This window comes from Paenibacillus sp. BSR1-1 (assembly GCF_030403775.1).
Classification (GTDB): Bacteria; Bacillota; Bacilli; order Bacillales; family Cytobacillaceae; genus Neobacillus.
The window spans coordinates 1-15,357 of the sequence record NZ_JAQMWQ010000037.1; the positions used below are offsets into that span (position 1 = coordinate 1).

Genomic DNA, 15,357 nt, shown 5'->3' on the forward strand with positions numbered 1-15,357 from the left:
ATCCTCTTTTCATTGTTTATCGTCGCTGAAAACAGTGTTGCCAAGAGTGAATAAAATGACTCTTTGTTTTTACACAATTATATGGACTTTATCGATTCGAGCTGGAATTCCGCAGACTTTCCTATTTATTCCGCGAACTGCCATCCATTTCGCGGGTTTTTGATCTTTTTCCGCGAATTTGAGCATTATTTTCGCACACTTCCCAGTTTATTTCGCGCATTTTTAAATTTATTTCGCACAATTTTTCATTTATTTCGCAAGATCGCTTTCCATTCCGAATCCACCATAAAGAAAAAGCACAAAAAAAAGCCTGGTCACAAAGACCAGACTAAAAATTCTTTTTACCATAAATCACGTCTTCGGCCCAGCGCTCTGCTAGCTGTTCCTTCGTATAAATGACCCGCATCGGGTTTCCACCGACGAACGCCCCAGCAGGTACATCTTTATGTACCAAGGTACCGGCCGAGATAATCGCTCCGTCACCAATTGTGACTCCGGGAAGGATTGTGGAATTCGCACCGATCATCACTTCGCTGCCAATCTCGACTGGTCCAAGCCGGTATTCTTTTATCAAATACTCATGGGCTAAAATCGTCGTATTATAGCCGATTACCGTATTGCGGCCTACACTAATTTTTTCGGGAAACATTACGTCCAGCATAACCATTAAGGCGAACGAGGTCTGATCCCCAACCTTTAGACCAAGGAACGTGCGATACAGCCAATTTTTCATCCCTAAAAATGGTGTATAGCGGGCCATCTGGATGACAATAAAATTTTTGACAACCTTCCAAAATGGCACCGTTTTGTAAACATGCCAAAGGGAGTTCGCCCCTTCAACAGGATAGCGGGTCGTATTCCTCATATTCTCACACTCCGAGGATTGGTAATAAATCAGCCATGTTCTCCAGGATGTAATCAGGTTCATATTTGGCAATATACTCTCTGCCCTTAATCGACCAGGCACAGCCGGCCGTTTGAGTTCCGGCATTTTTTCCAGCCAAGATATCATGATAATTATCGCCGACCATGATGGCTTCGTCTGGCGCCGAACCAAGCTGTTCTAATGCTTTAAAGATTGGTTCCGGATCCGGCTTGGTTTTGCTTACATGATCATAGGCCACAATCACTTCAAAAAATGATTCAAGCCCCATCAAACGCAGACCCTTCAAGGTAACATCATGCCGTTTTGTGGTCACAACCCCGAGCTTATATCCTTTTTCTTTTAAAGTCTTAACCGTCTCAAGCACACCCTCGAATTCTCTAACCAACTCGTCGTGATTAGCGATATTAAAGGCGCGGTATTCTAAAATCATTTCCTCGACCCGGTCAGGATCGATGCTGCCAAATGCTTCATGAAGGGTTGGTCCGATAAACGGCAGAACATCCTCCCGCTGGAACCGGCTTGGGTAATATTTTTCAAGTGTGTGCAAGTAAGTTGTAATAATCAATTCGTTGGTATCAATTAAAGTACCATCTAAATCAAACAGAATTGTTGTAATTTTTTTGTTCATCATAAGCTGCTTCCTTTCTTTTTACGAGTCCAGATCGCTTCCAAATAGTGCCGACAATTAAGGTTAACACAATGGCGACACCCAGACGGATGAAAAACAGCGGCAGCACGGGGATGCCGAGCGGGAGGAAGATCAGCGTATCCTCGACAACCGCATGGCAGGCCATTAGAAAAATAAATGCGAGCGTAATATCCTTTTTGCTGACTCCGTCCTCTTTCACTGCCTGAATCATCACGCCTGCCCCGTAGGCCAAGCCGAAGAGTAAACCGGCTGCCATTGTCGTCGAGGTGTTCTCTTGCATCCCAAGGGTACGGGTAACGGGTGCCATACCCTTAGAAAACTTTTTCAACCATTGGATATCTTTTAAAATTTGAATGACAACCATCAGCGGAATAACGATCATCGCAAGCTGCAAAATGCCAAGACCTGCTTTATGTACTGCTTCTATTAAAATTCCCCAAACACCTGATGGATGACTTGTGCTCGGTTCAATCAAACCATACTTGGCAGTCTCTCCGCCGCCATGCCAAACAAGATTAATGACTACAGCAGAAAGCAGCGCCAGGCCAGGTCTTGTGACCAACACAACCCAAAGCTTCACACCTGCTTTCATGGCCACACTGGATTCAATGAATAAATTATGTGAGAATGAGAGCATTACCGCTAGAATAAATACTTGTTTTACAGAAAAATCAAGAGTCAGGATGGCTCCAATAGCCGCATAGAGGTTCAAGAAGTTTCCTAGAACAAGCGGAATGGCCGCATCTCCTGATAAACCGAGCAGTTTCATTAAGGGAGAAATTAGATCCATTACCCAAGGTAACAGCGGTGTATATTGCAGAATTGCCACAATCAGGGTAACTGGAAAAATAATTTTCCCTAATGTCCATGTTGTTTTAAGACCGACCAGGAACCCCTTTTTGCATGAGTTTAACAGCATTTCTCCAAATCTTCCCCTTTTAACTATTTGCTTGATCTAAATATCGTGTTTCTGATTGGTTCTTCTTGCGTCGAAAAATTAAAATCGCGACCGCAGCCACAACTAACGCAATCGAAATCGTTTGTGCCATTCGCAGGCTTCCCAACATTAAACTATCCGTGCGCAATCCTTCAACGAAAAAGCGGCCGACGGAATACCAAATGACATAGGTTAAAAACAGTTCCCCGCGGCGGAAATTTACCCGGCGCAGCAGCATCAGCAGGATAAAGCCGGCAAAATCCCAAAGCGATTCATATAAGAAGGTTGGATGGTAATACGCTCCATTAATATACATCTGATTGATAATAAACTCAGGTAAATGCAGGTTCTCCAGGAAGGAGCGGGTCACTTCGCCGCCATGTGCTTCCTGATTCATGAAATTTCCCCAGCGGCCGATGGCTTGGCCAAGAATGATACTCGGTGCGGCGATGTCAGCGATTTTCCAGAAGGAGATTCCTCTTTTTCTGGCAAAAACATACGTGGTTAGAACAGATCCAATCAACGCACCATGAATGGCAATCCCGCCATTCCAGATTTTCGGGATATCTACCGGGTGGTTCACGTAATACTTCCATTCAAAAATCACATAATAAATGCGGGCCGAAATAATCGCAATCGGAATCGCCCATAACATCAAATCGGCAAAGGTGTCCTTCGGCAATCCCCGGCGGTTGGCTTCTCTTATTGCAAGGAACAGTGCTAATGCCAGGCCTGAACCAATGATAATCCCGTACCAGTGCACTTGAATTGGACCAAGTGTAAAGGCGATTGGATTAAGCGGCTGAATCTTTTCATTCATCTATTAATTTCCCCTCTCTATTAATCATGTTCGCCGTCTTCAATCACATCAGAAAGACGCTCGGTAAATTGCTGGGCTGCATTGACGCCCATTCTTTTTAGACGATAATTCATCGACGCCACTTCAATAATAACAGCAAGATTTCGTCCGGGACGAACTGGTACAGTCAGTTTCGTGACCTCAGTATCAATAATTTTCATTTTCTCTTCGTCTAAGCCGAGGCGGTCATATTGCTTCTTGGAATCCCAGATTTCTAAATTCATGACCAGGGTGATTCGTTTATTACTGCGGACAGCACCTGCTCCAAAAAGCGTCATAACATTGATAATTCCTAAGCCTCGGATTTCTAATAAATGCTCAATTAAATCCGGCGAAGTCCCGACCAATGTGTCTTGGTCCTCCTGACGGATTTCTACACAATCATCAGCAACCAGGCGATGACCGCGTTTGACTAATTCCAGCGCCGTCTCACTTTTTCCGACGCCGCTTTTACCAGTTATTAAAACACCAATCCCGTAAACGTCCACAAGGACGCCGTGGACGGCGGTAGTCGGAGCGAGCTTACTTTCCAAAAAGTTCGTCAGGCGGCTGGAAAAACGAGTTGTTTTCATTCCTGCCCGCAGCACTGGAACCGATTCGCGTTCCGATGCTTCAATTAATTCGACTGGAACCTCGATATCTCTTGTGACAATGATGGCTGGAGTAATGTCGGTGCATAAACGCTCCATCCTAGAAATTTTCTCATTTTTCGATAGCTCTTGGAAAAAGGACAATTCCGTTTTTCCTAAAAGCTGAATCCGCTCTGCCGGATAAAATTCGAAATAGCCGGCCATTTCAATTCCTGGACGGGATATATCACTCGTGGTAATCGGACGGTTGATTCCTTCCTCACCACTCACCAATTCAAGATTAAATTTTTCCAATATATCTTTCGTACGTACTTTTGGCAAGAAGCTTCCTCCTTCAACGGTTGAAAAATTCATTTCCCTCTATTTTAGCATTTTTTGTAGGATAACCATACTTTCGTTCACTAAAAAAAGTACGTACCCATTAAATGGCACGCACTCTATTTTTTAGAAGACCTTGATGGTTCAAGAATGGTTTTGTGAATGATGATATTAACCAGTGACATAATTATAGCAAAAAGGAGTGCCATGCCAAAGCCATGAATCTCGAAAGCATCTCCCATCAAATAATCGGTTAGCTCGAGGGTGATGGCATTGATGACAAACAAAAACAACCCCATCGTGATTACCGTCACCGGCAAGGTAAACAAGATCAGCAACGGACGCACTAGAACATTTAAGATGGATAATAAAATGCTAGCCTGAATCGCGGCGGTAAACCCTGTTAATTCAAAGCTTTCTTTAAAATATCCTGCAAGCGCCATAAATAAAACTGCATTTATCAAACATCCAATTAGCCATCTCATGTTTAAAATCTCCTATTTAATCGGCAATTGATTTATTAATCGTAATCGAGCCTGTTTTTGTATCCGCATTTATTTTTAACATTGTATCAGGATGGTTGATCGATTGGAAGCGAAGCGATTTTTGAATCATTTCGCTTTTCTCTTCTAAAATTTGCACCCCGACCAAATTGACATGGAAGCCGCCAAGGTTAGTCTTCAATTCGCCGCTGACCGGAGTCCCCTCTGGAATGTACAAGTCAATCGGACCGGTGGTCGCTTTTGTCCCGATGAATTCGCAGCGGTTTCCGGCCAGGGTAAGATTTATAGTACCGCCAAAGGTCTGGGCTTCTACCTTTTTAAAATCACCATCCACTTTAATAGCACCTGAAATGGTTTCAGCTTCCAGCACATCCAACTGGCTGTTCTTTACGTTTATTTTTCCGTTTGCCGTTTCCACTTCCGCCCTTTTTCCGCTCACATGGTCCAGCGTTATTTTTCCATTCGCCGTTTTCATCCGAAGATCCTCGACCTTCAGTTCACCGCTGGAAATCGAGCCATTGAACAGTCGGATGCGAACCCGCTGATATTGCGCTTTTGGCACGTATACTAACGCTTCGACCTTCATCCATTTTTGCTGTGTGGCAAAGCGCAGCTTCTGGCCTTCGACAGAAAAAATCACATCCCGTAAAAAGTTTTGCCTTGCCTGATCCTGGTTGTCAACTCGGTAAACCTTAGCCTGACACTCAATCCGAACGTCCGGCTGGTCCCAGGGAGCGATTTTCACCGAACCATTGGCCACATCAATATCCATATCCTTCAGTTCGGCATTGCCATGATGGAAAATGTGAGAAATATCAACAGATTGACCAAAATTCAAATCGAGATCAATTTCTTTAATTTTTTTCAAAGCCGAATCGACAAATTCAAAAATCTTTTCCTTGGCTGATTGGTATTTCGCATTGACAGGGTCTTCTTTTTTCGCTTCTTCAAACTGAACGGCCGTAGATAGCTCGGTTATGATTTGTTCCTGCTTTTGCTCCATGGTTTGCTTGGCCTTTTCCAATTCTTCCAGCAAGGTTAACGCTTCATCCACCGTCAGTTTGCCCTCTTCAACCATTTTTAAAATTCGCTTTCGTTCCTCTGTCATCGTTTTCCACCTCTTCATATTATTCTCTTTAAATCCTATTCAGTGACTAGGACCTTTACGCCTTTGACAACATTCCATATGAGGACTGCGACCCATAATATGACTAGGATGACAATACTAATAATCGTGAAGACAGGGACATCTCCTACACCATTTCCAACTTCGTAAACGACTGCAAAAAGGACAATCGGAGTGGGAATCAAGGGTATCAAGTGGGAAAGCAGCGCCTTCTTGGCATGCATTTTGGTCACTTTATCTCCGCTGGCAAATAGAACCACAAGCGGAAACAGAAATCCCGCGAAAAAAATACTGAAATAACTCAAACAAGAAAGAACCTTTCTCGAATCCATACTTTATCACCTCTAATCTTTATTTACGAAATTGGATGCTGAAAGATTCAATTTTTCATAAAATTAAAGGTCCGAGCGGAATGTCCGGTATTTTTTTCAAAAAACTTTTGCAGGCCGTCGGCAAACATGTTAAAGGTATAAATCGTCCAGGCAATCGCGCCGATAACGGAAAACGGAATCCATTCATACGAAAAAATATCAGCCGTGATGGTTTCAAACATCGTCGGCCATGCGAGGGAAGAATTGACGACATCGTAGCCCGGGCCCTCATTCGAGATAAATTTATGGGTTACATAGATATGTACAACACCGAGCTGTGCAATGAGGAAAAGGATCCTGCCCATATCATTAATAATTAAGATAATGATATGGGGAATGACAACAGGGAAATAGTAGTTTTTAAACATCCGAAAGGGTGAATTTCCAGAACGGATTTTTTTAGAAAAGGTTGCAAATATTGGTGGTGCGTGGACTTCGGGAGGGGTCTGATGCTCGTTTTCGCGGGTTTTGTGCATTTTTTCGCGGGTTATTGAATTTATTCCGCGGGTTTTCAAAATAATTCCGCGCACTTTCCATTTTATTTCGCGCCCATTCCATTTTATTTCGCCAAATCAGAAATTCAAGCAAACCTAAACATAAAAAAAGAGCCTAACCCAAAGGGTTTAGCTCTGTACACTCATTTCTTTTTCTTCAATTTGCTGTTTCATTCGTAAACGGTCACGCTCTAGGATAGGCTTTAGGTATTTACCGGTATAAGACCCCTGAACTTCCGCAACCTTTTCCGGTGTTCCCGAAGCAATGATCGTTCCACCTTTGTCGCCGCCCTCTGGTCCAAGGTCGATAAGATAATCGGCGGCTTTGATAACATCGAGGTTGTGCTCGATGCATAACACCGTATCGCCATTTTCGACCAGGCGCTGCAGAACTACGAGCAGGCGTGAAATGTCATCGACATGAAGACCGGTCGTCGGTTCATCTAAAATATAGAATGATTTGCCGGTCGAACGTCGATGCAGCTCAGAAGCCAGTTTGACACGCTGAGCTTCCCCGCCTGAAAGAGTTGTCGCCGGCTGGCCAAGTGTGATGTAGCCAAGTCCGACATCTAGAATTGTCTGGAGCTTGCGGCTGATTTTAGGAATGTTTTCAAAAAATTCAACGGCTGCTTCGACAGTCATATCGAGAATATCCGAAATATTTTTTCCTTTATATTTCACTTCCAGAGTTTCACGATTATAGCGTTTGCCATGGCATACTTCACAAGGAACATACACATCAGGTAAAAAGTGCATTTCAATTTTGATGATACCATCGCCGCGGCAGGCTTCACAGCGTCCGCCCTTGACATTAAAGCTGAAGCGTCCTTTCTTATAACCGCGGACCTTCGCCTCATTGGTGGTCGCAAACACATCGCGGATGTCATCGAAAACGCCTGTATAAGTAGCCGGATTAGAGCGCGGCGTTCTGCCAATCGGTGACTGGTCAATATCGATGACTTTTTCTAAATAGTCGATTCCTTTGATGCTCTTATGCACGCCTGGCCTCGTTTTGGCATGGTGAAGCTTTTGCGCCAGCGATTTATGGAGAATCTCATTTATCAATGTACTTTTTCCAGAGCCGGAGACACCCGTAACCGAAATAAACATGCCAAGAGGAATTTTCACATTCACATTTTTCAAGTTGTTTTCGGATGCGCCCTTGATTTCAATATAGCGTCCATCTGGCTTGCGGCGTTCAAGCGGCAAAGGAATGAACTTTTTACCGGATAAGTACTGGCCGGTAAGAGAGTTGGGATCCGCCATTACTTCCGATGGAGTTCCAGCTGAAACCACTTCCCCGCCGTGTACCCCTGCACCTGGACCGATATCAATTAAATAGTCGGCAGCGAGCATCGTGTCTTCATCATGCTCGACGACAATCAAAGTATTCCCAATATCACGCATGCTTTGCAGCGTGCCAATCAAGCGGTCGTTATCACGCTGATGAAGTCCAATCGACGGCTCGTCAAGAATGTATAACACACCTGTTAATCGTGAGCCGATTTGTGTCGCTAAACGAATCCGCTGTGCTTCACCGCCAGAAAGCGTTCCCGCTGTTCGGCTCAACGTTAAATAATCGAGGCCGACATTGATTAGAAAGCCCAGGCGCTCTAGGATTTCTCGGAATATCAAATTAGCAATCTGCATTTCTTTTTCCGAAAGCTTTAGTTCTGAGAAAAATTGATGCGCTTCCTCAATGGAAAGGTCTGTTACTTGTGCAATATGGCTGCCGTTAATGAGTACTGCCAACGTTTCCTTTTTTAGACGGTACCCTTTGCAGGATGGACATGGCTGCTGGCCCATGTACTTTTCCATCTGTTCGCGAATGAAGTCGGAGCTTGTTTCTTTATAGCGGCGTTCAACATTACGGATGACGCCTTCAAATTCAATATGACCCTCGCGGATTTGCCCAAAATCGTTCTCGTAACGGAAATAAATTTTCTCCCGTCCGGAACCGTAAAGGACTTTTTCCAAAAGATTTTCGGGAATATCCTTTACAGGGATATCCATGTCGATGCCGTAATGGCTGCATACCGCCTCCAATAGCTGTGGATAGTACTGCGAGCTTGTCGGCTCCCACGGGGCAATTGCATGCTGTTTCAAAGTAAGGTCACGGTTAGGAATCACGAGGTCCACATCGACCTCTAGCTTGGAACCAAGGCCGTCACATTCCGGACAAGCGCCAAATGGGCTGTTAAAGGAAAACATCCGCGGCTCAAGCTCACCAATGGAAAAACCACAAAGTGGACAAGCATGGTTTTCACTGAATAAAAGCTCTTCTTCACCGATAACATCGACGATGACCTTGCCTTCGCCAAGCTTCAACGCAGTCTCAAGGGAGTCAGCAATCCTTGCCGAAATCCCGTCTTTAACAACAATCCGATCAACAACCACTTCAATCGAGTGCTTTTTATTTTTCTCTAGTTCAATCTCATCACCAAGATCCATCATTTCTCCATCCACACGAACACGGACAAAGCCTTGCTTTTTAATATCTTCGAATACCTTTACATGTGTACCTTTTCGACCGGAAACAACCGGAGCAAGGATTTGCATCTTCGTGCGTTCTGGATATTCAAGAATTCTGTCAACCATCTGCTCAATCGTTTGCGAGGAAATTTCAATATTGTGATTAGGGCAGGTTGGATGCCCGACCCGAGCAAATAATAATCGTAAATAATCATAAATCTCTGTTACCGTTCCAACCGTCGAGCGCGGGTTTCGGCTTGTTGTTTTTTGATCAATCGAAATTGCCGGGGAAAGCCCCTCTATCGCATCGACGTCCGGCTTATCCATTTGGCCAAGGAATTGGCGGGCATAGGCAGATAAGGATTCCACATAGCGGCGCTGCCCTTCTGCATATATCGTATCAAACGCGAGCGAGGACTTTCCTGAACCGGAAAGCCCCGTCAACACCACAAGTTTATCTCTAGGAATCGTAACATCAATATTTTTTAAATTGTGGGCTCTGGCGCCTTTCACAATCAATTTTTCCATTGCCATGTTAAAGTTATCCTTCCGCTTTTAGTTCTAATAATAGATCACGAAGCTCGGCAGCACGTTCGAAGTTGAGAGCCTTTGCTTCTTCCTTCATTTCTTTTTCCATTGTTGCAATCAACTTTTCTCTTTCCTTCTTGTTCATCTTGCTGAAGGATGCTGCCGGTGTGTACTCTTCCTGTTCTTCTGCTGCGTGGGTGGCACGAATGACATCCCGAATCGCTTTTTGGATTGTCTGTGGTGTTATGCCATGCTTCATATTATATTCCTCTTGAATCGCTCGGCGCCGTTTCGTTTCACTAATCGCTAATTCCATCGAATTTGTGATCCGATCCGCATACATGATGACGTGTCCATTGGCATTACGGGCTGCACGGCCGATTGTCTGGATTAAGGATCGCTCCGAACGGAGGAATCCTTCTTTATCGGCATCAAGAATGGTGACAAGCGATACCTCTGGAATATCAAGCCCCTCCCTCAAGAGATTAATTCCAACAAGAACATCATATTTGCCAAGACGAAGCTCACGGATAATCTCAATCCGCTCAAGCGTTTTGACTTCGGAATGAAGGTATTGGACCTTTATCCCAATTTCCTTCAAATAGTCTGTTAAATCTTCGGACATTTTTTTCGTTAAGGTTGTCACGAGGACACGTTCATTCTTCTTAACACGGTCCTGAATTTCCCCAATCAGGTCATCGATTTGACCTTCAATCGGCCGTACGTCAATAGTTGGGTCAAGCAGCCCTGTTGGACGGATGATTTGTTGTATCATTTCCGGCGTATGCTCAAGCTCGTATGGTCCAGGAGTTGCTGAAACAAAGATGGCATTGTGAACGTGCTTTTCAAATTCATCGAAGGTTAATGGCCTGTTATCAAGTGCGGATGGCAGGCGGAAACCGTGGTCGACAAGCACTTGTTTCCGAGCTTTGTCACCATTAAACATGCCGCGAACCTGCGGCAGGGTCACGTGCGACTCATCGATGACCATCAAAAAATCGTCTGGAAAATAATCGAGCAGGGTATACGGTGTAGAACCTGCCGGCCTGAGTGTTAGATGGCGTGAGTAATTTTCGATTCCAGAGCAAAAGCCCATTTCCCTCATCATTTCGAGGTCGTAACGTGTTCGCTGTTCAATCCGCTGGGCCTCGAGTAATTTATTGTCTTCGCGCAATTCTTCGAGACGGACTTCAAGCTCTTTTTCAATATTCTCGATTGCTACCCGCATCTTTTCTTCTCTTGTGACGAAGTGGGAGGCTGGGAAAATAGCGACATGGTCACGTTCGCCGATGATTTCCCCTGTCAGTGCATCGACTTCACGGATCCGATCGATTTCATCGCCGAAAAATTCGACCCGCATGCAATGTTCATCACGGGAAACTGGGAAAATCTCGACAACATCGCCGCGGACACGAAAGGTTCCCCGTTTGAAATCAATATCGTTCCGTTCATATTGGATATCGACTAACCGATGAAGCAGCTGATTACGCTCGATTTCCATGCCGGTTCTTAATGAAAGTACCATCTCTCGGTACTCTTCTGGCGAACCGAGACCGTATATACAGGAAACACTGGCAATAATGATGACATCTTTGCGTTCGAATAGGGAAGATGTCGCCGAGTGTCTTAGTTTATCAATTTCGTCGTTGATGCTGGCATCTTTTTCAATGAAGGTATCTGTTTGTGGAACATAGGCTTCCGGCTGATAGTAATCATAGTAACTAACAAAATATTCAACCGCATTGTTCGGGAAAAATTCCTTGAACTCACTATAAAGTTGGCCGGCCAGCGTTTTATTATGGGCAATAACCAAAGTCGGTTTGTTTACTTCCTTTATTACGTTTGAAACCGTAAAGGTCTTACCCGTTCCTGTCGCCCCAAGCAATGTCTGGTGGCGCTTGTTGTTTTTGATGCCTTCGACAAGCTGCCGAATGGCTTCGGGCTGATCCCCTTGCGGTGAGTACTTCGAAACCAATTCAAATTGGTCCTTCACAACTGTTCCCTCCCTTTTTTAATAATCTGAGTCTTTTACCGTTATCACTTTCAGCATGAATCGCGTTATCGAATCGGGATGGTACTGGAAAGTGTATCCTCTAAATTTCATATTAACATTCTACCACAATCCCACAAAAACAAACCAACAATATGCGAACTAATATTCGTTTTTTTAAATCTCTTGTTTAAGAAAGTCCCGCCGCACCCATGTAAAAAAGCCAATCCAAAAGGGTTGGCTTTCTTTACTTATTTAATAAAGCAAATATTTCTCACGTACATCCATAAATTTTTCCAAGGATGGCTGCCATTCTGCTTTCATTTCTTCTATTGATTTGCCTGCTTCGATGCCTGCTCGGATGGAGCCATTCCCAGTAAGGTTATCGAAGAAGGAGATTCCGTTGCTTCCTGGTGTTCTAAACTGAAAGTCGTTTGGATACATATCATGGATGGTTTTGACAATATATAATCCTGTTTCAAATGGCTTATAGGAATTGCGGTCAGTCACGTGAATCTGAATTCCATTACTTAGTTTATTGACAAACTTCGATGTTGAAGGCGTAAAGGAAGCTGCACGGAAAGTGACCCCTGGCAAATGATAAGAATTTAGCTTTGCTGCCAGATCATCGCTATTAATAAATGGTGCGCCAATTAATTCAAATGGCCGTGTCGTACCGCGCCCCTCTGAAACATTTGTTCCTTCAATCAGGCAGGCACCCGGATAAACTAATGCTGTATCCAAAGTTGGCATATTAGGTGATGGCATCACGAAATCTAACGGTGTTTCATCATAGTACATGTTCCGTTTCCAGCCATCCATTTTCACCACTGTTAAATCGGCGCCGATCCCGAATTCCTTGTTAAATAACTGTGCCAATTCCCCGACCGTCATCCCATGTCGAACTGGAATGGCGTATTCCCCTACAAAAGAAGAGTATTTATCTTCAAGAACCGGCCCTTCTACTTTTGTCCCGCTAAGTGGATTCGGACGGTCTAAAACGATAATAGGGATATTGTTCTCCTTAGCCGCTTCCATCGCTAAGGCCATTGTGTAAATATAGGTGTAGTAACGCGTCCCTACATCCTGGATATCAAATAATAATACATCGACATTGCTCAGCATTTCTGGTGTGGGCTTTTTCGTATTTCCATACAAGCTGTAAACCGGAACCCCCGTTTTTTCATCAATATAGGACTCAACATACTGTCCCGCCTGTGCGCTGCCCCGGACACCATGCTCCGGGCCATATAAGGCAGTCAGATTGACATTCGGGTTTTTGTAAAGCAAATCTACGATACTATTAAGCTTTTGATCAACCCCGGTTGGATTAGTAATCAATCCTACCCGTTTACCTTTTATTAAATCGATTTTATCCTGTAAAAGCACTTCCACACCCAAACGAAACTTTTCATTTTTCTTCTCTTTATCGTTTTTAGCAATGGCGGCCGTCACCGTCGAAAGGACCAGTATCAGAACAAGAATACCGGTAATCCATTTTTTCTTCATCCAAACCCCACCTTTCATTTTTGAAAAATTAATAACCTAACCCATGTTCAAATCCGTATAATACACTTCCATCGTGGTTGAAAATGGTAACTGGGAGTTTCCCTGTCGGCGCATTATCCCCGAAAATAGTGTCTGCTGCTGCTTCAAAACTGGCCGGTCTGAATCCATATTGAACAAGTGAAGCATCCACATTTGGATAGGACATCACGTCATATGGATTTCTGATTCCTAGAGCGATTACCGGTGCATCAGTTTCATTGATCAGCTGGTTGGTCATTAGCATTTGACCTGCATCTGGTGCTCTGCCACTAACGGAGGATGTATAGGTTCCAACAATAATATATTTTGCATCTTTTATTTGATTAAGCTGGTCGGCAGTTAGTGTTTTAGAAGTATTGATATACGTAACATTTTCATGATGCTTTTTCACCTCGGCAAAAAGGGAATCAACATAATAGCCTGAATAACCTACTACAGCAATCTTATCTTCCTCCGCTGCATGTAACGGAAGAATTCCATCATTTTTCAATAGCGTAATGGATTTAGCTGCTGCTTCTTTTTCGACCTGTTTATGTTCAGCGGACCCAACAACATTGATCGCATTAGCCACCTTCTCATCCAAGCTTTTTTCAGACTCAGCCTTAACAATACCTCGATTCAATTTCAGCGTTAAAATTCGCTCAACTGATTGCTCAATCCTATTCACTGGAATATCACCGGACCTTACAGAATTGTAAAGACCACTTGCTACTTCTTGGATTCCAACCGGCATTAACAGAATATCTGCGCCTGCTTTCACAGCACGAATGGCTGCATCAACCGGACCAAAATGTTCAGCAATGGCTCCCATATTCATCGCATCCGTCACAATGACACCCTTATAGCCCATATCTTCACGCATAAGGCCAGTTAATATTTTTTGAGAAAGCGTCCCTGGGACTGCAATTTCAGTGCCGTCTTTTTTCGAAATGGCTTTCGTATCGTCAATTTTCGGGAAAGTTACATGGGCAGACATAATCGCATCAATTCCGGCATCCATTGCCTGTTGGAACGGATATAGTTCTACCCTTTTCAAACGTTCCATATCATGCGGAACTTCTGGCAGGCCTAAATGCGAATCTACAGCTGTATCACCATGACCAGGAAAATGCTTCGCAGTGGCTGCTATACCAGCTTCATGCAAGCCTTTAAGATAGGCTTTTCCTAATTTGGCAACAAGCTCTGGATTTTCCCCGAAGGAGCGGACTCCAATAACCGGGTTATCAGGATTAATGTTTACATCTAATACGGGTCCAAAGTTCATGTTAATGCCCTCTGCCTTCAACTCTTCGCCAATGGCCTTGCCTACTTTCTCAGCGAGTTCTTCAGAACGTGCAGCTCCAAGCGCCATGTTCCCTGGAAAATCTGTCCCCGTCTGCAGGCGTGTCACTATTCCGCCTTCTTGGTCAATGGAAACCAGCATTCCATATTTCTCGGAAGCTTCCTGATAGGCATTGACAAGTTTCGTCGTCTGTTCAGCAGTTACCGTATTTTCACGGAATAATATTACACCGCCAAGATGATAGTCTTTTACCAGCTGGGCAATTTCCGGCTGCATCTCGGTTACGTTTTGGCCCTTCCAGGTACGGAAGTCCGGCATCAGCATCTGACCGACTTTTTCTTCGAGTGACATTTGATGAATGGCGTTGCCAATAAGGTCATAGCGGCTTCCTTCCTCTTTTTTAACAACGATGTCCTTTTGATTTCCTTTGAATTGGATTGAAATCTTGTCACTATATTGGCCATCCCCGACAGAAATGAACGTTTTACCGTTGCGGCCGGATAAAGTAACCTGGCCTTCCTGATTGACGGATGCTACGTTTTTGTTTGATGATTTCCAATGAAGATTTTTAGATGCCAGCATGAAATGGCCATCATCAAATAGATGGAGCGCATTCAAATCTAGTTTATTATCTTTGACCTCCCTGGAAACCTGTGGAACATTAAGGTCAATGATGAGATCCTGAGTGCCTGAAACTGCCTCCGCTTTGCCTGCTCCAAAAAGCGGTGCTCCGGACAAAACCAGGACCAATATCAAAAACGAGTGAAAAAAAACTTTTGGCACAATACGCATCCAGCTCTCCCC

13 protein-coding genes are annotated in these 15,357 nt (G+C 44.1%); all 13 read right to left on the bottom strand.

Annotated features, from left to right (window positions below):
- Positions 1-328: 328 nt before the first annotated feature.
- Positions 329-865 carry an acyltransferase gene (locus PH210_RS28605; RefSeq protein WP_289989970.1) on the bottom strand — a complete coding sequence of 179 codons (537 nt, stop codon included), beginning with the start codon at positions 863-865 and terminating at the stop codon, positions 329-331.
- A 4-nt stretch (positions 866-869) separates the two neighbouring features.
- Positions 870-1,514: a pyrophosphatase PpaX gene (ppaX, locus tag PH210_RS28610; protein WP_289990034.1), complete on the bottom strand. Its 645-nt coding sequence runs from the start codon at positions 1,512-1,514 to the stop codon at positions 870-872.
- Positions 1,483-2,454, bottom strand: a complete 972-nt coding sequence (locus tag PH210_RS28615; RefSeq protein ID WP_289989971.1) for a nucleoside recognition domain-containing protein — start codon at positions 2,452-2,454, stop codon at positions 1,483-1,485. The genes ppaX and PH210_RS28615 overlap by 32 nt, the downstream gene beginning before the upstream one ends.
- Before the next feature lie 19 nt (positions 2,455-2,473).
- Entirely contained in the window at positions 2,474-3,292 is an 819-nt protein-coding gene (gene lgt, locus PH210_RS28620) for a prolipoprotein diacylglyceryl transferase (protein ID WP_289989973.1), read from the bottom strand.
- A 20-nt stretch (positions 3,293-3,312) separates the two neighbouring features.
- A complete protein-coding gene (gene hprK / locus PH210_RS28625) occupies positions 3,313-4,242 on the bottom strand; it encodes an HPr(Ser) kinase/phosphatase (RefSeq protein WP_289989974.1) in 930 nt (309 codons plus the stop codon).
- Between the two features lie 116 nt (positions 4,243-4,358).
- Complete coding sequence (locus PH210_RS28630; RefSeq protein WP_289989976.1) at positions 4,359-4,724, bottom strand: phage holin family protein; 366 nt, start codon at positions 4,722-4,724, stop codon at positions 4,359-4,361.
- 16 nt (positions 4,725-4,740) lie between these two features.
- A complete protein-coding gene (locus PH210_RS28635; RefSeq protein WP_289989978.1) occupies positions 4,741-5,850 on the bottom strand; it encodes a DUF4097 family beta strand repeat-containing protein in 1,110 nt (369 codons plus the stop codon).
- A gap of 35 nt (positions 5,851-5,885) precedes the next feature.
- Positions 5,886-6,200: a magnetosome magnetite crystal formation protein family gene (locus PH210_RS28640; protein WP_289989980.1), complete on the bottom strand. Its 315-nt coding sequence runs from the start codon at positions 6,198-6,200 to the stop codon at positions 5,886-5,888.
- 47 nt (positions 6,201-6,247) lie between these two features.
- Positions 6,248-6,607 (bottom strand): hypothetical protein, encoded by a 360-nt coding sequence (locus PH210_RS28645; protein ID WP_289989982.1) that lies wholly within the window; start codon positions 6,605-6,607, stop codon positions 6,248-6,250.
- A 255-nt stretch (positions 6,608-6,862) separates the two neighbouring features.
- Positions 6,863-9,739, bottom strand: coding sequence for an excinuclease ABC subunit UvrA (gene uvrA, locus PH210_RS28650; RefSeq protein WP_289989985.1), 2,877 nt, complete (start codon positions 9,737-9,739; stop codon positions 6,863-6,865).
- A 7-nt stretch (positions 9,740-9,746) separates the two neighbouring features.
- Positions 9,747-11,726 carry an excinuclease ABC subunit UvrB gene (gene uvrB / locus PH210_RS28655; protein ID WP_289989987.1) on the bottom strand — a complete coding sequence of 660 codons (1,980 nt, stop codon included), beginning with the start codon at positions 11,724-11,726 and terminating at the stop codon, positions 9,747-9,749.
- Between the two features lie 252 nt (positions 11,727-11,978).
- The gene (locus tag PH210_RS28660) at positions 11,979-13,232 is read right to left on the bottom strand and encodes an exo-beta-N-acetylmuramidase NamZ family protein (protein ID WP_289989989.1); all 1,254 of its coding nucleotides are present in this window, start codon (positions 13,230-13,232) and stop codon (positions 11,979-11,981) included.
- Between the two features lie 28 nt (positions 13,233-13,260).
- Positions 13,261-15,345, bottom strand: coding sequence for a glycoside hydrolase family 3 protein (locus PH210_RS28665; RefSeq protein WP_289989991.1), 2,085 nt, complete (start codon positions 15,343-15,345; stop codon positions 13,261-13,263).
- Positions 15,346-15,357: the final 12 nt, after the last annotated feature.

Bases quoted from the DNA above. Each gene is read 5' to 3' on its own strand.
- PH210_RS28615 (WP_289989971.1), bottom strand. From the start codon at position 2,454: ATGCTGTTAAACTCATGCAAAAAGGGGTTCCTGGTCGGTCTTAAAACA.
- PH210_RS28640 (WP_289989980.1), bottom strand. From the start codon at position 6,200: ATGGATTCGAGAAAGGTTCTTTCTTGTTTGAGTTATTTCAGTATTTTT.
- lgt (WP_289989973.1), bottom strand. From the start codon at position 3,292: ATGAATGAAAAGATTCAGCCGCTTAATCCAATCGCCTTTACACTTGGT.
- PH210_RS28635 (WP_289989978.1), bottom strand. From the start codon at position 5,850: ATGACAGAGGAACGAAAGCGAATTTTAAAAATGGTTGAAGAGGGCAAA.
- PH210_RS28665 (WP_289989991.1), bottom strand. From the start codon at position 15,345: ATGCGTATTGTGCCAAAAGTTTTTTTTCACTCGTTTTTGATATTGGTC.
- PH210_RS28630 (WP_289989976.1), bottom strand. From the start codon at position 4,724: ATGAGATGGCTAATTGGATGTTTGATAAATGCAGTTTTATTTATGGCG.
- ppaX (WP_289990034.1), bottom strand. From the start codon at position 1,514: ATGAACAAAAAAATTACAACAATTCTGTTTGATTTAGATGGTACTTTA.
- PH210_RS28660 (WP_289989989.1), bottom strand. From the start codon at position 13,232: ATGAAGAAAAAATGGATTACCGGTATTCTTGTTCTGATACTGGTCCTT.
- uvrA (WP_289989985.1), bottom strand. From the start codon at position 9,739: ATGGCAATGGAAAAATTGATTGTGAAAGGCGCCAGAGCCCACAATTTA.
- PH210_RS28605 (WP_289989970.1), bottom strand. From the start codon at position 865: ATGAGGAATACGACCCGCTATCCTGTTGAAGGGGCGAACTCCCTTTGG.
- PH210_RS28645 (WP_289989982.1), bottom strand. From the start codon at position 6,607: ATGTTTAAAAACTACTATTTCCCTGTTGTCATTCCCCATATCATTATC.